This window comes from Paenibacillus psychroresistens (assembly GCF_009728935.1).
In the GTDB taxonomy this organism is placed as follows: Bacteria; Bacillota; Bacilli; order Paenibacillales; family NBRC-103111; genus Paenibacillus_AC; species Paenibacillus_AC psychroresistens.
The window spans coordinates 5172881-5192402 of the sequence record NZ_CP034235.1; the positions used below are offsets into that span (position 1 = coordinate 5172881).

Sequence of the window (19522 nt, forward strand, 5' to 3'; positions counted from 1 at the left end):
GTCTTTAGCACATGCCGGACAGCTATTATAACTTTCGCTTATGGAGATATTCCATTGGTGTTATGCCTACACTTTTTTTGAATACCTTGGTAAAATATTTGGGATTATCCTTATAGCCTACCATCCCTGCAACGTCCGAAATACTGTTATGCAAGCTTAACAACAGCTCTTTGGCCACTTGCATCCGAAAATTCAATGCATAATCCAGGATACTTTCACCAGTAGCTTCCTTAAAAATTTTACTAATATAATTGGGGGAAAAATGAAATTCTCTGGAGATCGACTCTAAGCTGATATCCTGTTTATATTGGGAATGAATATAGACCTTTATTCCTTCTACAAGCTTTTTGTAGAAATCGCCCTGATCAAGGAACGCAACAGAACTCACTTTTTCTAGCAGGCTTTTCAATCTGAGAAATACAGCTTCAAGGCCGACACAATTGCAAATATCTTCATACAGCTTGTTCGGATCCATTTGAGATTCCAATGCGGTCTTAGCAAGCAATGAATGGGATATTAGATCAATAAAGGAGTAGATGAACAGCTTGAGATCCTGTGGAGTTGGCTGACATTCCTCCATCCTGCTTTTAACAGATTGAATTATCGAATCGATATGGTTTGGATCCCCTTGCTTGATAAAATTGGCTATTGTGACTTTCAATGCATGGTCGAGCAGCTCTACTCCAAAGGTTTTAATTCTTAGCCTTTCATAGGCTACTATACTTTCCTTACCCAAAAGCAGCTTGTACTCTAAAGCCTTTCCTGATTCCAGGTAAGAGCTGTTAATTAACGAAAAGCTTGAAACCATTTGACCGATACCGCAGCTAATCGTATACCCGGTAAGATTGCGAATCTCTGCCGCGGCTTTTCGGCACATCGCTTCTATAACAGCAGATTCCATTTCTTGAAGCTGTTTATTGGGCATAATCAATACACTTATCCCTGCTTTGGAGAAGACAAATTCACAAGTGAAGCCACACTTTACTGTTTGGGTTTTCCATGCCGTAATAATCGTTTGATTCTGATTCATTTTGTTCCAGTTAATTGTATTCATATCATCTAGTTCAACTGCCACAACGACAAATTTATTCAGAACAGCCTTAGGCTGCAGCTGCAAAAACTCTTGATAGTGCTCGCTTTTGGCTTCTCCTTGCAATAACCTGCTTACAAGCCCCTCCATTTTCTTATGCTGCTCGACCTGTTTGTCCAAATGCAGCTCTTTAGCTTTAATTAGCATCTCTTTGAGCTCGTGCTCGTCAACCGGCTTTAGCAGATAACCTATTGCACCTAAATTTATGGCATTCTGCGCATAATCAAAACGATCATATCCGCTCAAAAAAATAAACATGGACATGATCCCTTCGTCTTTCACTCTGCGCAATAACGTAATGCCATCCATGCCGGGCATTTGAATATCAGCTAAAACAAGCTCTGGCTTGAGCCGAATGATAGCCTCATAGGCCTGAGCGCCATCCTCTGCTTCGAATACAAGGTTCATTCCTAATTGATTCCATTCGACCGCATTCCTTAATGTTTTCCTCATCCATTTCTCATCGTCGACGATCAATACATTTAACAATTGATTACCTTCCCTCTATCCAGCTATATCTCGTCTTACTAATTTAAACTCCACAGTAACGCCTTCGTCCTCATTACGGAATATTCGCAAGCCATACTTTTCTCCAAAAAACTGCTTCAACCGCAAGTTCACATTGAATATGCCTATTTTGCTGTCAAAAAAATAAATCGCAGAATGCGAACGTTCTTCTAATTTTTTGTTAATTTCAATGATTTGGTCAGCGCTCATACCCGTACCGTTATCTTTAATATAAATTTTGATAAACTGATCCTCGTAACAGCACTTGATTTCCAGCGAGTAATTGCCCAGCTTTTGGCTGAAGCCATGCACAAACGCATTCTCGATAATGGGCTGCAAGCTGAAAATGGGAATATCCTCGTTTAATGTTTCTTCATCTATCCAATAATCCACACTCATTTTATCTTCAAACCGGCATTGCTGTAAGGCGAGGTAATTTTTAATATGGTCCATTTCTTCACGAATGGATACCTTCTTGCCATCCCGGCTTAGGTTATAACGGAAAAGTAGCACAAGATGCTGGATCATTTGCGATGTCTTTTGGCCGCCTTCGTCAATAGACAAGCTTTTGATAGATCCTAAAGTGTTATATAAGAAATGCGGATTGATTTGGGCATGAAGCAAGCTGATCTCTGTTTCTTTACGCAACAGCTTTTCGTTATATTCAACCTCTACCAAATGTTTAATTGTCGACAGCATGGAGTTAAAACCGGCAGATAGCTTGGAGATTTCATTAACTCCCTTGACCTCCATCCTGAAGTCAAAGTTCCCGTTTTCCGCTTTTTCCATAAACCTTTTCAGTAAATTCAATCTCTTAGACATTTGCTCAGAAATAATGAATGATAATATCATCGCTATGAGCAGACAAAAAATAAAAAGCAGCAGCATGTCTTTTTGAAAAGGTACAATTTCACTAATAATTTCAGAATAAGGGCGAATCGTTAAAACATTCCAGTTGGTAGATTCCGATTTGTTTTGCGTAATCAACAGCTTCTCATTTCCTCTTCCCAAGGAGAAAGCTTGCATATTGTTCGCTCCGATTACATGGTTAAAGCTGCTGCTGGATTCGAGTTTTTGATAAATGGATTCATTATTGCTATACACGAGCTTATTCTGATCATCGAGAATAACGACTGCGCCTTGATCACCAATTTGGATATCATTAACTATATTCTCAATTTGTTTAATATTAAGATCAACAACAATAACTCCAAGCGTCCGATCATCCCTATAATCAGTTATTGATCTTGCTATCGATATAACGTCCGTGCCATCATTTACAAATTGGTTCTTATGTCTGCCGATCAATACTTTCTTGCCTTTTCTGGCTAATGCCTCTTTAAACCAAGTTGTCTGTTCGACAGTTGCATGATAATGGGCCGTTAAAAGCCGATTGCGTGAGAAAACATTTTCCCCTTCCAAGGAATAAATATATACGCCATAAATTTCTCGAACCGAGTAAATCAGATTGAAAAAGTAATTATCAATCGATTTATATTCATTGGTACCAACCTGGAGTGATGATGAGTAGGGATCCTTACGATTGGCTCTGCTTAATTCGTTGATATCATTGTTATAGTTCAACAAAAAAGTCGTATTCTCAAGCGCAGTAATGGCATGATTCAAATTCAGAATAATCTGCTTATTCAATTGGCCCATATAAATATTGTTTTCTTTGACTGTTTTAGTCGAGAAGAAATTAAAGAAAATAACACTGACTATCGATAAGATAAGAAATACGATGAACATGTAGGTTAGCAGCAGCTGGTATTTCAATTTGCTTCTTATGGCATAAATCGGCTTGCCCAATAGCTGTAAGAATCTGTTCATGCTGATATCCTCCCCGTAATAGGGACTTTGCCTTAGCAAAGTCTCTCTGCTTGAAAGCGTTATTATAAATATAACCGAATCTCACAAAGTGTAAAGAATAAATAGTAAACCTTGTCGTACGGCTTTTAGTGATTCATCTCTTTTTAGAACGCAAAAAAAGCCTTGAAAATAAAAAAATGCACAACCAAATAAATAAGGTCATACATTTTCTACCACAAGACTTTACAAACTTCACATCAATTCCATCATGCTACTCAACAAACCTGCCTGTTAACGTACGATTTTATATTTAATATTTGCCTTTAATATAGTTATCATACCATTCCCCACCAGAAGCCCAATTTTTAGAGGCTGGATTCTCTTTTAGTATTTCAGAACAAGCGATCGCCATAATATATGCTTCTAATCCATTTTTGTCACTATTAGCAAATTTGTTGAGCATATAATTTAAAGACTTTTCTCCTTGTAAAACAATGTATTTGTAATCCTTATTACTATCTATACCTTTAATATAGTCATATGGATTGGAAGATAATGATACTATATTATCCTTTGAATTAGAAATATTTATAAGTTTTTCATCGATTGTTTGCTCAAAGGTTTTCTCCGTTGAACTATTCTTTGCAGTAATACTACATCCAATCAAACTAAATACAAATAAAACAGCGAGACTTATAACCGTTACTTTTAACAATCTCTTTTTCATAAATAACCATCCAGATTAATTATCAAACCAGCTAAATCTGAATTAGTAGAATCTACATTTATTATTTTTATCTCATCCAAATGAAACAACCTCCTATTTATTTTCTTGCGTTTGTTAAACGTTTTATTTGAGACTATTCCTAAGCGGAGCAGCCTCGTCATTCCATTAGAATTGTTAACTTTCCCTGATAAATCCGGATCAACTGCAAGCTAGGATAAATCTATTTCCACTAATCATTGTCCTGCTCAACGGGTGTAATGATCAGATACAAGCCGTATTCGTCGTCAACCAAAATATCAACACGTTTACTCGGGTTATCATTTAAGGAAGATACCATTTTCACTACCCCATCTTGGAACAAACGTTGAGCCAATTGCTGAACGGCGGGATCTTGGATTTTGTCGATGGCATAACCTTGATGGAGGATGACGGGCCGGGTTTGGAATACGCCTTCGTTTTCTAACATATAACCGCCCAAGCCTTCAAAATCCTCACGCCTTTATTGGAAATACTCAAGAACCTCCGCCTCCGGGCGCTTCAACAATTCGGTAATGTTTAAGGGATTAATCAAACTGCTAACTCCTACGTGCTTCGTGCCCTTGCTTTTTATGCCGGTACATCCGCTTGCCACCAGTGCCAAACAAATCAGGACTGGGATGATTCTAACTTGCCAAAGTTTCATTATGCCCCCTCCGATCGAATTAGAAGTTCGTTATCGTGTCGCCTCAACCCCATATCGTATTGCCGCTTCAAGTATATCAATGTTTATATCTTTTAGCGTTTTGAACTTAATGCAATATCCGCTTACACTCGCCTTGCCGAGTTTTTTTCCATATGTCTGGGTTAAATATTTATTATCTTTAATACCAAGGATATAGACAGAGATTCCGGTTTTGTTTGCACTGATACCAATTTGATAAAACTCTCTGGTTTTTCCATCAGCATATTTTATGGTGTGAAATCCATATCCTATATTAGGATTTGAAACAGTTATATTTTCACTGTTTTTACCATCTAAGAACCATAATTTACATGCTGGCATTACTTGCAGAATGATACGGTGCAACGCTTGCATATCACTACGTTTTGGTTCAGGTTGGCTAGTAATATACTCTTTGATTTGTTCTTGTACGGTAAGCGTAAAACAGCCCCCACCTTGCACAAGTACAAAGGACGGGGACTAAGTGGTTTTCTTATTGAATACACGACAGGTCAGAGGCAAACTCTGTGACCAGGGCAATAGCATATCTAAAGCTTTCGTGTCTTTTGGGTCTTCTAAATTGGGGAGTTTCTCAAATAGATAAGTCAGGTAGATCATTGGATTTAATCCATTCTCTTTAGCCGTTTCGATCATACTATAGATCATGGCACTTGCCTTTGCACCGCGAGGCGTATTGCTGAACATCCAGTTTTTTCGACCGATGACAAAGGGCTTAATCGAGCGTTCGCTTCGGTTGTTATCGATCTCTAAGCGACCGTCATTCATGAAAGTCTCGAGCTTCTCCCATTGGTTTTGGCAATAAATAATTGCCTCCCCGAGTTTACTCTTGGGTAAAACGCGAGATCGCTGTGTACGAAGCCATGCTGAAAAAGCATCCAGAATCGGGCGACTACGCGCCATTCGAATGGTTGTACGCTCTTCAGGTGTAGAATCCTTAATCTCTCGCTCAATAGCGAAGAGACGGTTGCAGAAATCTAAACCTTCACTGGCAGTTACAGGAGTGGATCGTTTAGGATCCGGTAATGCCTGCAGGGCCTCATCAAATTTGCGACGGGCGTGAGCCCAGCAACCGACTAAGGTCACATTCATTATCTTGTGGTATCCCGAGTAACCGTCAACATGCAGGTAACCTTTGAAACCCGTTAAAAACTTGCGCGGGTGTTCCCCTGCTCGTGTTGGCTGGTACTCATAGATAATGATTGGCGGACCTTCGCGCCCGGTACGATAAAGCCAAAGATAAGACTGGCTCTCTGCAGATCGACCTGGTTCTCGCAGCACCTGCAAGGTCGTCTCATCTGCATGTAGAATGTCCTTTTGAAGCAGATGCTCGTGCATGCGTTCAACCAGCAATCGCAACCAAGTATCTGTACCATGGATCATCCAATTGGCTAACGTCTGACGGGACAAGGCTACGCCAAGTCGTGCAAACTGCTGCTCCTGACGGTAAAGGGGCATGCTTTCTACATATTTTTGGCTCATGATGTAAGCCATCATCGAGGAAGAGACTAGGCTTCCCGGATAAACCGGACGTGGCATCGGTGCTGTAACCACAGGTGTCGTGGTCGCCTCGACCTCACAGCGACGGCAAGCATAAACGAAACGCACATGCTTCACGAGCTTAATTTCAGCAGGAATAAGCTTCAGTTCTTGGCGCGTTTCAGTGCTCATTTCATGCAAGTTTCCACCGCAGCATGAACAAGTTTGTTCTTCTTCGGACAAGCGGTACTCGATCGTCTCTACAGGTAAATTCTCAACCATGGCCTCTCGTTGTCCGCTTTGTTTCTTGCGGCTGTAGGTAACGGATTCCAACGTTGGTTCTTCTGCAGCGGGATTGGCATCCGACTCGGCTTCGTTAAAGAGATCCAATTGATCCGGATGCGTTCGTTCACTTGATGCACCGAATTGTTTCTTCTGGCTGAGACGGAATTGCTCCTCGAACCAAGCCAGCTTCGCAGACAGTTCGGCGTTTTGTTTGGCCAGTTTTATATTTTGTTGTTGTAACTCTTCTATTGTAGGGTGGGACGTATCCGTTGTGGTTTCCATATCTAACTTTTTCGACCTAGCTCACCGTTTTCCTTTCAACAATTTTGTCAAAATCTCGAACTTCCTGTTCCTTGAAGTTAGATCACGGTGCGTTCGGTAACGGAAGGATGCGCTTGCTGTTGCTCAAGTGAAAGTCCATCCAAAAGCCAGCGCAATTCACGGTAACCGACGACTAAAGGAGTTGTATTCGAAGAAGGCCAACGAAATGTACCGCGTTCCAGCCGACGATAATAGAGCCAAAAGCCATTGTGATCCCAATGCAAAATTTTGAGTTTGTCTCGATTGCGATTACAGAATACGAAGAGGCTGGATGAGAAGGGATCCAACTCAAAGCCTTCTTTAACCAGCACGGTGAGTCCATCAATCGATTTGCGCAGATCTGTATTGCCGCAAGCGAGGTAAACACGTTCGATGCTCGAAGCATTTAGCATGAAGTTAATGTGCGTACAAGGTCACGAAGTAGATTGGCGTTAAAGTCTGCTGGAACCTCAATACTTGCAGAGCCAACTCGAACAACGAGGTTGCCTGTCCCGTCTATTTGTAGTTTGTTGCTGGGAAGAGCAACAGGCAGCCAATGCGTGGAAGAAGAGGATCTTGGACGTACGGAAATATTCATTTTTTTGAGCCAGTACTTCAATTGATGCATACTTTGCTCATGAGTTTTGCACCACGCTGCCATCGTAAGTCCACTGGATTTAAAGTCTGCTATTCTTGTTATCCAATCCTGAGTTCGTTGATTACTATCCATAAGATAGCCTCCTTCATTAAATCTGAAGTAGATTATCTCATAGAATAATCCATATTTTTAGGTGGGGAGTATTTTACGCTTACCTTGTACGTCCATATAAATGCACCCCTTTTAAATAATTTCTTAAAACTACATATTTGTTACTTCATTCCATTATCCTACCCTCCTATAACTAAAACACAAATACAAAGAACTAGTATGTTTCTACATCATCACCTTAACCAATAAAAAGGTATCTGCCATTCATTTTGAATTTGATAAGTGATCGAACCTTCTAACTGCGTTAAATCATATTGAATTAGTGAAAAGGACAAGGAATGTTTAACCCCATCTAACTGATTAACTAATTTACGATTCTGACTTTTAAATAATATACATGCAACTGATAAAGATATAAAAGATAAAATAATTAAGGTAAAAACGATATACTTAATACGTCTGCTCATTAAGTTCTCCTTATCAATTATTTTTTGAATATCATTTTCTCATTTTTGGTCATCATTTAGTTATAAAATGATTTAAAATGATTACTTCGTTAATTGTACTCCTCCGCCTTTATTAAATTGGTTCTCTGCTTTTACTTCATCTATAAATCCTTTAATTTCAACATTCGGATTTTCTATAATCAAATTATTATTATTCTCATATTCTTGAATTGGAGCAAAGACATTTAATGTAATCACTTCATTTGGCTTTATATCTAATTTATTTCCATTTGCTTCTATTTTAAATTTATTTCCAGTTTGACCGTTAGGTTGTTTAATGGGATAGCTTAAATAAACAACGTTCTGTTTAATTATATGCTTACTACCATTCTTTAACTTAATTGCATAAGAAGTTCCCTGAGGCAATTTTGATATATTTACTAACTCTAACTTAATATTGTCAATATCATTTGGGTTTATGGCATAGTTTTTATTGCAACCTGACGACAATAGGAGTACGAACAAAATTGTTACTGAAAAGTAAAGCTTATTCATTATTATTTCTCCTCTTTTTTTGGTTTCATTGCTTATTTGCTATCTTTGTAAATTTAAAATCACATTGAAATTGGATTTTGAGACGTCAAATTTGAGTCGGCTAACTTCCTGTCACACACAGTTACTAATAGATTTACAACAAGAAGTAATGCGATTCGGATTCTTACCAAATAACCTGTGGATTTTAAACTACCATCCCCTTAAATTCTTTCCTCCCACTATAAAGTATTGTTTTCGCCTGTTTTCTCGCTTATTCTTAGTTTTTCAACTTTGACACCTTGAGGAGAATGGAGGAAAATTGTTGTAGAACCATATATTTCTATAAGGGTCGTTGCGGGAACAGGGCTTGGACTCGTTTTCATCCAAACTGTGAATATTGTTTATGATCGCACAGTGGATCTCCACATTCACCCTTGGGGTTTACCCTCCCATATCACGCTGGGTCTATGCCCTTACATTCCTTCGTTCTACCTCTCAAGGGGTGGAGGCCGATTCTTGCTCCTTAACTGGGTCATGGCCCTTATGGAAAATTAACTTCGGCTTCTCCGGTGCTTCAATTGTCAAGTTGTAAACATGTTAATAAAGTGAGAATTCACACTTCTTATTATTGATTCATTTCTGTCCACATGTGAATAAGTGAACATCTCAATTTATGCAGCATCTTTTTGTAATTGCACTAAGCGAACAGGTCCTATTACATCATAGGCGTCATATTCTTTTTGCTTTGTTCCAAGTGTAAAGAGTACACGTACCAGTTTTCCACATAATGCGATAAGCGATTGCTTCTTTTTCAACGGATTCTGGCTTCGCGTTGTATAATGCTTGTGTAGTGCTTTAAACTCTGCGTTCTTCGCTACCATTGGCATGATACAACGGAAGAGTAATCCCCGAAGACGCGATCGTCCTCGTTTACTTATTCCCGTCTTGCCTTTTCTCTTGCCAGAACTGTTTTCTTTAAGATTCAAGCCAGCTAAACGAATAATCTGTTGTCCATGATCATACTTATTCAGGTCTCCTACCTCTGCTAGGAATCCTGCCACGCTTGTAATACCCACTCCTGGAATGCCCAGCATTTGCGCTGTTCCTGGGATCTCACCAAGAATTTTCAGAACTTCTTGCATGATCGTTTCTACTTGCTTAGAAAACAGGTTAAACTGCTCTAACAAAGCGGCTAGCTCTATCCGAGCGGCAACCGCCCCTTCGGTCAGCCCGATGGAAGATAGAGCAGTCTCATACAGTTTCTCAGCTCTCTTGATGCCCACACCCTGCTTAATTTCCGTCTTCCAATGAACAAGAACGCCTCTGGCGCCCAAAGAGACAATTTCTTGCGGAGTAGGAAATTGGTGCAAGGCCATGAGTGAAGCTTTACCCGTCCAATCCTTAAACACCTGTAGATATTCAGGAAAGAAACGGTCAATCCAGTTGTGTACACGTGCCTGAACCTGAGTTAGATTCACCACGACCTTTTCACGCAAATTCATTAAAATACGTAAATCTGCATAGGCTTCTGTGGGCAAATTCGGTTCCGTATACTTTCCATTGCGAACGAGATCTGCAATAACCTTTGCATCTTTGTAGTCACTCTTGGTTTGAGAGTTATCCTCTATTTCCTTTGTCTTATTGACATGATGCGGATTGACGAGCACAACCTTAATTCCCTCACCTTGCAGATAAGCCGCTAACGGAAACCAATAATGTCCGGTAGGTTCGACACCAAAAACAATTTCACTTTTGGCATGATCCTGTTGTAGACCCTTCATCCATCCAGCTAGTTTCGTTAAGCCTTCTCGATCATTGTAAAACTCACAGTCCTTACCTAGCTCAATACCACGATAATCTACAGCACGTGCCACGTGAATTTTCTTAGCAATGTCTGCACCTACAACCAACGTATTTTCAGAAATTCGTGTAATCCGTTGATTCTGCTTCTGTTTCATCTTATACTTCATTTGTGCGCCTCTTTTCGTATAGGTTTTTGTTCTGGCTGGAACAATTCCTAGTATACAAGAGGTGCATTTTTCATTCAAAGCTCAAATTACTTCATTACAGGAATAGCTCCTTACTTAAGACGTCTATATCAATTAAATGTTTCTATTACTTCCAAAAAATACAATATTGATTAATCCAATGAAATATAAGCCTGTCCATTAAGAAACCATTTCCTTTCATTTATAGGATAATAAATTTGGGACTAGATCATTAAGCTCTTTCAATAACAAACATTGTACATTTTTTTTTACATTCCTTCTTTCCGATGTCAGAACACTTAATGATATGACCTTTCACAATTGGACGGTGATAATGTACCCTTCGAGTTTGTTGACGCTATTTTAACATTGCAATTCTTGAGACCAAAATTATTGCTTGCTCCATCTCTATAACCTTCCTTTACGTATTTTAAAACGCAAAAAAGCCCTAAAAAGAGGGCCATCTAATGTCGTCAAAACCTGACATTAAGCGACCCTCTTTTAGTCATGCGCTTTATTATCGAGAAGCAAGGACACCTTCTGTATTCATGGCTTTGCTTGAATTCATCTTCTCAATTACTTCTTTTGTGGTCCAAGAGCCGCTGCTTAAAAGACCAAAATTAACTTTCCCCGCATTATAAGCATCCATACCTGGGGCAGCAGTCGCATCATGAATAACTGCTACCTCAAAGCCTTGCTCAACAAGTTCTCGCATATGAGAATCCACACAAATATTAGAATTGACACCTGCAACCAATACCTTGCTAAAGCCACGTTTCCTTAATTGCAGAACCAAATCATTGGATTCAGGCCCGAAAATTTTATGAGGACTTGTAATTATCGTCTTTCCATCTTCTATATAGGGCTTAAATTTCTCCAAAAAATCAGCTTGAGAAGCAGCTGCTACTGCTGTCTGTGGAGCATTCACATCAAACAACTTTAGATCATGCATCATCTTTTCCCCAGCACTAAGGAATTCCCATTTATGGTCATAAGGATAATAATAATGTGGAGATATAAATACTTGATAATTTTGCTGCTTAGCTGTCTTGAACACGAGATCTAGATTCTCAATTGTGTTTACCTTCTCTAAAACCTCCTTTATTAGCTCATACCCGGAACCATTTGGACTTAAAAAAGCATTTTGCGGATCCGTGATTACAATAGCAGTTGTCTGTGAGTTAATTTCCATCGTTAGCTTCCTCCTCCTTTGTGTGCCCATATTTAGTATCATCGAAGCTACAAATAACTATGCAACAAAAATAACAGCTTAATGAATATAAACCTGTGTTTTCCTGAATGGTAGCAAGGAATGTATAATACATTTTATATTATGGAATACTTTCCTTAGTTCTTTAATGAAAGGATGATTTTACAACTATGCTTACAACTATGCGTATGATAGACCATCATTATATAAATGGCCAGTTTGTAAAGTCTAACGGCACTGAGATGCAGGAATTAATCAACCCGGCAACCAAACAAATCATTGGCAAGGTTACCCTTGGAAACGAGAAAGATGCACAAATGGCCATAGCAGCTGCTAAAGAAGCCTTCATAACATTTTCCAAAACAACCGTTAAAGAACGCAGTGAAATGCTGCAAAGGCTACATGATTCAATTATGGCAAAGGTTGACGCACTAACCCAAGCAGCCATAGAGGAATATGGCTCACCGTTTAGTGGATCACATGGACGAACTGTTTATGCTGCGAAAACATGCCTCTATGCACAGGAATCGCTGAAGCATTTTGACTTTGTAAGTTATGTTGGCAAGACAAAGGTCATATTGGAACCGTTGGGTGTAATAGGTGCAATCACGCCTTGGAATGCCAACTACACCCATATATGCAATAAGATTGCCCCTGCCATTGCCACTGGATGTACAATTGTAGTGAAACCAAGTGAACTTAGTGCAATACAAACTCAACTCTTAATGGAATGTATAGCAGATGCGAATCTACCAGTTGGCGTTATTAATATCATTAACGGAACGGGCGCAGTAGTCGGTGCAGAAATGACACGTCATCCAGATATAGCAAAAATATCTTTTACAGGATCTACAAATGTAGGGAAGATTATCAGCAAAAGTGCCGTGGATACATTAAAAAGGCTTGCGCTCGAATTAGGAGGGAAAAACCCTAATATTATTCTAGATGATGCTGACTTGAGTACAGCAATACCCATGGCCGTAGTTATTGGTTTCAGCAACACGGGGCAGGCTTGTCACGCTGGATCACGGCTGTTAGTTCCAGAACATCAATTAGACGAGGTGAAGAAACGAATTAAAGAAGCAGTAGCTTCCACTAAGATCGGGAACCCACAAGAGAAGGATACTGTACTCGGTCCGCTTGTGAGCCAGAGGCAGTTTGATACCGTACAAAGATATATCCAAGCAGGACTTGATGAAGGCGCTGAATTAGTTGCTGGAGGCCTTGGTCATCCGGATGGGCTGGAGAAAGGTTTTTTTGCAAAACCTACGGTTTTTGCCCATGTTACGAGCGAAATGACGATCGCAAGGGAGGAAATTTTCGGCCCAGTACTTTCCATCATCTCCTATAAAACGGATGAAGAAGCCATCCAAATTGCTAATGATACCATTTATGGTTTAGCTGCTTATGTCAGCTCATCCAATCTAGAAAGAGCAAGGAACGTTGCATCCAAAATCATTGCGGGACGGGTATTAATTAACAAAGCAGCTCATGATGACCCTTTTGCTCCATTTGGAGGCTTCAAACAGTCAGGACTTGGACGGGACTCAGGCGTATATGGTTTGGAAGAACATGTTGAACCAAAAGCAATTCTAGGGTATGAGACATGAAATTAGACAATTCATATTAATTTGTATCATTGAAAATGCCATTACTCATATGTAGTAATGGCATTTTCGATGTAACTCAATAATTAATTGGATGAGTCTCAATTTCCAAGTATTTTTTTCTTGTTTGATGTGAAGCTCTGGGTAACCGCAGCGAGAAAAATTAAAACGATTAAAATCATAATAATAAAAAATACAGATCGAATGGAGTCTAAGTGAAATAAAGATTGAATGAGGTTAGTAATCAGTGGTGAGATAAACTGACCAATATTGGCAAATCCAGTCATTAACATGACTGCTAAAGTCATCTGCGCGATCGGGGTGGCTATCGCCATCTTGTTAAGCAATATCGGATAAGCCAAACCAAATCCAAAACCGACTAAAGCAACTCCGAAAGCAACCATCCAAAGGGTAAAGGCTTGGCTCATTAGCAAAAAAGCTAAGCCTAAGAGAAATAGAATAAATGGTACTATTCCTTTTTTAAGTAGTTTATTGAGTCTGGTACCCGTTATACCTGCAAGAAACACGAAAATAAATGATAATGCCGTTAAATATCCGGAAGTTGCTGAGCTTCCAAGACCGTTATCTACAACAAATGAGGCAAGATTCGATGGAATTACATAATACATTATCATGAGAGCTGTTGTTATCAATCCTATCTTATACACTCGAATCGGAATTGGAGTGGTTTTTGTACGGCTGACAGTCTTTGCCGTTAAAATGGGTTTTTCGTGGGGGACAAACAGAAGCACTAATACAAGTAAAACAACACCAAAAGAATACGTCCAAAAAACGCCTCTCCACCCTAATACTGTGATGGCTCCACCGATTGTGAGGAAAAAAGCCCCTCCTAATCCATTGACTCCGACAGTAAGTCCATTCATTTTAGAACGTTCATCATCCTCAAAATACTCTGCGACAAATGCATTCATCAAAGGCGTAATAAACCCAATACCAAATCCAAGCACAGCACGCAAGACAAGAATTCCAGCTATAGAATCCATGAATGCGGGTCCAACGCCTCCAATCACGTACAGAATCAATCCGATACACAAAATGGCTTTTTTTGATATTCTTTTGGACAAAAAACTTCCTATCAATAAACTCGGTAAAATAAAAAAGGATGCAAAGGTTACAACAAGTTGTATAAGCAATGGATTCGTGTCTTTAAAATCGAGCAAAAGCAATTTGACGGCTGGGGCTGCTAACATAGGTGCTAAAGTCGAAGTGACTGCCAATGCCAACAAGGTAAACTTAAAACTTCTCTTCATCATACCCTCCTAGATGACAGACTTTTATTTAAACAGACTTTTATTTAAATAGTTATAGAAATTATTAAAGCTGAGCCTAAAATATCAGGCTCAGCCGCACTAGTAGCTTTATGGCCGTCGCCTAATTTTATTACTGGGTAACATCAAAACCTAATATTGTTTTTGTTTCCACATACTCTTCCAAGCCGTAGGCACCAAACTCTCTGCCAATTCCAGATTGTTTAAATCCACCGAAAGGTGCTTTTGGCTCATCGTGTAATCCATTAATCAAGACTCTGCCTGAAACAATTTGAGAAGCAACTCGATTGGCTTTCTCTAAATCGGAAGAGCTGACATAGGCAGACAAACCATAGATCGTATCATTTGCAATTTCAATGGCCTCTTCTTCCGTTTTGAATGTTAAAATGGATAAAACTGGTCCAAAAATTTCTTCTTTAGCAATCGTCATATCCATGGTGACATTGACAAAAACAGTAGGTTTTACAAAGTAGCCATGTTCCAGACCTTCTGGATGCCCTTCGCCTCCAACAAGTAATTCAGCACCCTCTTCAGTACCAAGTTTAATATATCGTTGAACCGTTTCGTATTGCTTTTGACTTACCATCGGGCCAATATACGTCCCACTTTCTAATGGACTTCCTACTTTGATCCCCTCAATTGTCTTCTTTACAAGGTTTTTCACTTCTTGCAAACGGTGCTCAGGAACAATCAATCGGGAACCAACATGGCAGGCTTGCCCACTGTTGCTGAAAGCAGTCATAACGGACAATGGAATAGCTTTGTTGAAATCAGCATCATCTAGGATGACGTTAGGTGATTTGCCACCTAACTCCAATACCAATCTCTTCATAGTATTCGCAGCATCCCTGCCAATGATTCTGCCAACTTGAGAAGAACCTGTAAACGAAATCATCGCTACATCAGGATGGCGAGTTAATTCCGCACCAACCACATCGCCTCTACCGTTGACGAAATTGATTACGCCTGCAGGGATTCCAGCTTCATGGAAACATTCCGTTATTAATTGTGTTTGAATAGCACTAAGCTCGCTTGCCTTGATCACAACCGTACAACCAGCCGCAATAGCAGGAGCTAGCTTCGTGGAGATATGTGTATAGTTCGCATTCCAAGGAGTGATCAAGCCGATAACGCCCAATGGCTCAAGCACAACCTTTGCTTTCCCGATAAACTTTTCAAATTGATATTCTTGCAAAATTTCCATGTTATGAAGAAAGTTTTTAGCGGCATACTGTGTACGAGCTGCAGTTGCAGCAACAGGCGCACCATATTCTTCAACAGCAGCCTGATTGAGAATTTCCGATTTTTCCACGATAACATCATGCAAGCGTTGAAGCATCTGGAGTCGTTCTTTTTTAGTGGTTTTTGAAAAAGTTTTAAAAGCTTCTTTCGCTGCTGCAATAGCATCACGGGTATCCTTCTCATCTCCCAAAGTTACTCTGCCTATTATTTCTTTTGTAGCAGGATTAATAAGGTCTAGTATTTCTGTACCATTTGGCTTCACAAATTTTCCATTAATATAAATCTGATCGATGTTTCTCATTTGACCTGTCTCCCTTATGTTATATTATGTAGCTGTTTTCATACTCAATAATTGAATCATGCTACAAAACAACCTTAACCCTTAAAGTGCACTTTAAGTCAAGCATATTTTAAAAATTTCTTTTCTAGCTCAGCTTATACATTATTGGTAATAAATAAAGTTTGACCTAAAGTGTACTTTAAGGTGTAGAATGTATATTGTAAGTTAGTATGAAAGTGAAAATATAAATATATGTCTGAAAGAAGGTATTCATATTGGGACTTTCTATTAAAGAAGCATCGAAACGTCTGGATATTCCACCACACACGATTCGATATTATGAAAAAGAAGGGCTTCTTCCATTTATTCAAAGGGATGAGCATGGTAACCGTATCTTTGAGCATAAAGACTTGGATTGGATTAAATTAATGACTTGTTTTCGTGTGACCGGTATGCCAATAGCAGCATTAAAACACATCGTCGATTTGGCTCTTCAAGGCGATTCAACTATACCGGAAAGAAAAGCTGTACTAGAAAAGCATAAAATGGAATTACAAAAAAGGCAGATGGAACTGGATCTCGCATTTGAAGCCGTAGAAAATAAATTAAACAAATACAACTCTATTCAAAATGGTACATCTGACTCTTCCACATTTGATATGAATGGGTAAACTTAAAGGTAAAGCTTTTCTTACAGCCACTTAATTCTTATGACAAACTCCTACCTCTAATACTGAGGGGGGAGTTTTTGATATTTTGATGAAATCATTTAACTTAGCGAAAATTATAAATAGGTGTGCCGATTTGTGAATTAGGAGACATCAATCCTCCTTGGTTCTGTGTGAAAAAGTTACTAAGCCTTAACATCCAGTCGATATAGTAAAGAATTTCTATCAGGGTATTCATATTGAATCGGCAATTCCTGTTTGGTTATTTTTAAAAAACCATTCTTCTCGTAAAAATAATGCGACCTTTTTGCAATTGAAGGAGTATCCAAAATTATAGTCCTAATCCTCAGCTGCTTAGCGTACTCCAGCAATATATTAAATAGACCTTGTCCTATAGAGATTCCCATGCCACGATATTCGCGATACACAAAAAATTTCTTTAATATAAATATTTCATTCGTTTTCTTCTGTAAACCGATCGAACCGATTACTTTTCCATTTCCGTCCAAAGCAACCCAAAAGTTCCCACCATTTAATAGGTAATGAGATTGAATATCTAATATATCAGACTGCTCCTCGATGCTGATATTCAGGTCAAACTCGTCATTTTGAACATACAAAATTAGTTCGATTATTCCTTGCTTATAGCTTTCTTCATATATTCTATACATCGCTTATTCCCTCCATTATATAACTGTACTAGATTGACCCCTTACCATGTAAACCACTCCTTATCTGATCTATCATACTTGATAGACATGGGAATGAACTACATTGATAAGTCAGAAAACTAAATATTAGTGGCGTTATTTAAAAAGAGGGTCATCTAATGTCGTCAAAACCTGACATTAAGCGACTCTCTTTTAGTCATGCGCAATCAACTCTTGATATTGATCTTTTGTTTGTTAGTGAATCAATTGAAATAAATCGTTTAGCGATTCGCTCATCGTAGGATGTGTAAAGATATGGTCTCTTAAATAAGTGTAGGATTGACCTGTTTCCATAGCTATCTGAATAATATTAATCATTTCATGCGAATCTGAACAAAATAATGAACAGCCGAGTATCAAATCGGTTTTTGCATCAACGATCGCTTTAAGTATACCTTCTGTTTCTTCCGTCAATTTTGCTCGTGGTATAGCTGATGCAGGCATAACGGCTATTTTAATTTCGTAACCTTCAGCTAGCGCTTGGTCTTCACTCAATCCCACACGAGATAATGGCGGATCAATAAACACAGAATACGGCACATGTAGCCGATCTTCAGTTGTTCTTCGCTTTGTACCAAATAGGTTATCGAAAATAATACGTTGATCATCAAGCGAAATATACGTATATTGTAATCCCCCAACGACATCACCCATGGCATAAATATGAGGAATTGTCGTTTGTAAACGCTCGTCTACTTTTATAGCGCCTCGATCAGTAACTGTTACTCCTGCCTTCTGCAGTTGCAAGCTTTCTGTGTTAGGCTTTCTCCCTGCTGCGATTAAAACAGCGTCCGCGTAAAGTTCATGAATAACATTATCTTGATCTTTGTAAGTAACAACCATACCATGCACTATATCATGCACAGACTGGATTTCAGAACCAAGCCTGAATTCGATTCCTTTTTTCTCAAGAGTGGATTGAACCACTCTTGCGATGTCACGATCTTCCCGTGAGAGAAATTCACTATGTTTATCTAAAACCACAACCTCTGAACCAAAATTCGCATATATAGATGAAAATTCTAATCCAATATACCCAGCCCCAAGGATGACCAACTTTTGGGGCAAATTAGTCAATTCCATCAGAGATGTACTTGTGTACACGTGTTGACTGCTAGAAATGCCTTTAATATTAGGTACAATAGTTGAAGCTCCAGTATTTATATAAATCTTCTCACCATAAATGGATATAAGCCCATCGTCACCAAGAATAGATATTTCATTTGACGATGCAAAAGACGCCTTGCCCGTATAAATCTTTACATTATCCAGATTGTCAAGGTTATCAAAGTTCTTTTGGCGAAGTCCAGAAATTAATGTTGTTTTTTTGTCTATTGCTAGCCGATAAGCGGCGGCTTTACTCTCAAAGTTTTTTAAATTAGTTAGCTGTGAACGTTTAGAAAAGTGAACTAAAGACTTTGTAGGAATACAACCAATATTAATGCATGTACCTCCATACATCAGCTTGGATTTCTCAATAATGGCTACTTTTAAACCTTTCTTTGCCAATGCTGCTGCTAATGTTTTACCGCCTTTTCCAAATCCAATGATAATGGCATCATATTGTTTCATTTCAGTGCCTTTGTTAACATACTGCCCCATTCTCCCATTGGTTCTAACCAACTAACACTTCTGTCCTCAATCAACTCACCGAGGATACCTTCATAATCCTTTCGATAAGGCTTCGTAAATTCTTCTTGCAACCAACTATCCCTTGTTCCCTGCCATATTTCATAAATTACTAAATCATCTGGTTGATCCAAGTCATCCGCTAGTATAGCGCTAATGAATGCTTTCTCTACTGACATCACTTGTATTAACGAAGACAATTGGGTTCTAAATTCCTCTTTTTTACCTGGAATAGTTTTAAAACGAATATTCAATACGATTTGTTGGTTGGTTACTGACATAATGAATTCCTCCT

The 19522-nt window shown here is 38.9% G+C and carries 19 protein-coding genes; 2 read left to right on the forward strand and 17 right to left on the reverse strand.

Going from position 1 to position 19522, the window contains the following annotated elements; translation table 11 throughout:
• Positions 1-25 precede the first annotated feature (25 nt).
• From EHS13_RS23730 to EHS13_RS23785, 12 genes are all read right to left on the reverse strand, one after another.
• Positions 26-1579, reverse strand: a complete 1554-nt coding sequence (locus EHS13_RS23730; RefSeq protein ID WP_155702769.1) for a response regulator transcription factor — start codon at positions 1577-1579, stop codon at positions 26-28.
• 15 nt (positions 1580-1594) lie between these two features.
• A complete protein-coding gene (locus EHS13_RS23735; protein ID WP_155702770.1) occupies positions 1595-3427 on the reverse strand; it encodes a sensor histidine kinase in 1833 nt (610 codons plus the stop codon).
• 289 nt (positions 3428-3716) lie between these two features.
• Positions 3717-4133 carry a hypothetical protein gene (locus EHS13_RS23740; RefSeq protein WP_155702771.1) on the reverse strand — a complete coding sequence of 139 codons (417 nt, stop codon included), beginning with the start codon at positions 4131-4133 and terminating at the stop codon, positions 3717-3719.
• Between the two features lie 229 nt (positions 4134-4362).
• The gene (locus EHS13_RS23745; protein WP_155702772.1) at positions 4363-4611 is read right to left on the reverse strand and encodes a hypothetical protein; all 249 of its coding nucleotides are present in this window, start codon (positions 4609-4611) and stop codon (positions 4363-4365) included.
• Between the two features lie 21 nt (positions 4612-4632).
• Positions 4633-4815, reverse strand: coding sequence for a hypothetical protein (locus EHS13_RS23750; RefSeq protein WP_155702773.1), 183 nt, complete (start codon positions 4813-4815; stop codon positions 4633-4635).
• 30 nt (positions 4816-4845) lie between these two features.
• The gene (locus tag EHS13_RS23755; protein ID WP_155702774.1) at positions 4846-5295 is read right to left on the reverse strand and encodes a DUF1801 domain-containing protein; all 450 of its coding nucleotides are present in this window, start codon (positions 5293-5295) and stop codon (positions 4846-4848) included.
• An 18-nt stretch (positions 5296-5313) separates the two neighbouring features.
• Complete coding sequence (tnpC, locus tag EHS13_RS23760) at positions 5314-6897, reverse strand: IS66 family transposase (RefSeq protein ID WP_155702775.1); 1584 nt, start codon at positions 6895-6897, stop codon at positions 5314-5316.
• A 77-nt stretch (positions 6898-6974) separates the two neighbouring features.
• Complete coding sequence (tnpB, locus tag EHS13_RS23765; protein WP_155698875.1) at positions 6975-7328, reverse strand: IS66 family insertion sequence element accessory protein TnpB; 354 nt, start codon at positions 7326-7328, stop codon at positions 6975-6977.
• Positions 7322-7645: an IS66 family insertion sequence element accessory protein TnpA gene (gene tnpA, locus EHS13_RS23770; protein ID WP_155702776.1), complete on the reverse strand. Its 324-nt coding sequence runs from the start codon at positions 7643-7645 to the stop codon at positions 7322-7324. The genes tnpB and tnpA overlap by 7 nt, the downstream gene beginning before the upstream one ends.
• 527 nt (positions 7646-8172) lie before the next feature.
• The gene (locus EHS13_RS23775; protein ID WP_155702777.1) at positions 8173-8625 is read right to left on the reverse strand and encodes a hypothetical protein; all 453 of its coding nucleotides are present in this window, start codon (positions 8623-8625) and stop codon (positions 8173-8175) included.
• Positions 8626-9275: 650 nt separating this feature from the next.
• On the reverse strand, positions 9276-10574 hold the full coding sequence (locus EHS13_RS23780) for an IS110 family RNA-guided transposase (RefSeq protein WP_155698944.1): 1299 nt from the start codon (positions 10572-10574) through the stop codon (positions 9276-9278).
• A 535-nt stretch (positions 10575-11109) separates the two neighbouring features.
• Positions 11110-11784 (reverse strand): cysteine hydrolase family protein, encoded by a 675-nt coding sequence (locus EHS13_RS23785; RefSeq protein ID WP_155702778.1) that lies wholly within the window; start codon positions 11782-11784, stop codon positions 11110-11112.
• Between the two features lie 188 nt (positions 11785-11972).
• Between EHS13_RS23785 and EHS13_RS23790 the strand changes: the two genes are divergently transcribed.
• Positions 11973-13412 carry an aldehyde dehydrogenase family protein gene (locus tag EHS13_RS23790; RefSeq protein ID WP_227013497.1) on the forward strand — a complete coding sequence of 480 codons (1440 nt, stop codon included), beginning with the start codon at positions 11973-11975 and terminating at the stop codon, positions 13410-13412.
• Positions 13413-13510: 98 nt separating this feature from the next.
• Here EHS13_RS23790 and EHS13_RS23795 read toward each other — a convergent pair whose 3' ends face one another.
• Together EHS13_RS23795 and EHS13_RS23800 are read right to left on the reverse strand one after the other, a co-directional pair.
• The gene (locus tag EHS13_RS23795; protein ID WP_155702779.1) at positions 13511-14683 is read right to left on the reverse strand and encodes an MFS transporter; all 1173 of its coding nucleotides are present in this window, start codon (positions 14681-14683) and stop codon (positions 13511-13513) included.
• Between the two features lie 127 nt (positions 14684-14810).
• Positions 14811-16241, reverse strand: a complete 1431-nt coding sequence (locus EHS13_RS23800) for an aldehyde dehydrogenase family protein (RefSeq protein ID WP_155702780.1) — start codon at positions 16239-16241, stop codon at positions 14811-14813.
• Positions 16242-16495: 254 nt separating this feature from the next.
• Here EHS13_RS23800 and EHS13_RS23805 point away from each other — a divergent pair, with 254 nt between their 5' ends.
• The gene (locus EHS13_RS23805) at positions 16496-16891 is read left to right on the forward strand and encodes a MerR family transcriptional regulator (RefSeq protein ID WP_155702781.1); all 396 of its coding nucleotides are present in this window, start codon (positions 16496-16498) and stop codon (positions 16889-16891) included.
• 182 nt (positions 16892-17073) lie between these two features.
• Here EHS13_RS23805 and EHS13_RS23810 read toward each other — a convergent pair whose 3' ends face one another.
• The 3 genes from EHS13_RS23810 to EHS13_RS23820 all read right to left on the reverse strand — a co-directional run bounded on the left by EHS13_RS23810 (position 17074) and on the right by EHS13_RS23820 (position 19508).
• The gene (locus tag EHS13_RS23810) at positions 17074-17559 is read right to left on the reverse strand and encodes a GNAT family N-acetyltransferase (protein WP_155702782.1); all 486 of its coding nucleotides are present in this window, start codon (positions 17557-17559) and stop codon (positions 17074-17076) included.
• Between the two features lie 234 nt (positions 17560-17793).
• Positions 17794-19170 carry an FAD-dependent oxidoreductase gene (locus EHS13_RS23815; protein ID WP_155702783.1) on the reverse strand — a complete coding sequence of 459 codons (1377 nt, stop codon included), beginning with the start codon at positions 19168-19170 and terminating at the stop codon, positions 17794-17796.
• Complete coding sequence (locus EHS13_RS23820) at positions 19167-19508, reverse strand: putative quinol monooxygenase (protein ID WP_155702784.1); 342 nt, start codon at positions 19506-19508, stop codon at positions 19167-19169. The genes EHS13_RS23815 and EHS13_RS23820 overlap by 4 nt, the downstream gene beginning before the upstream one ends.
• Between the last annotated feature and the right edge of the window lie 14 nt (positions 19509-19522).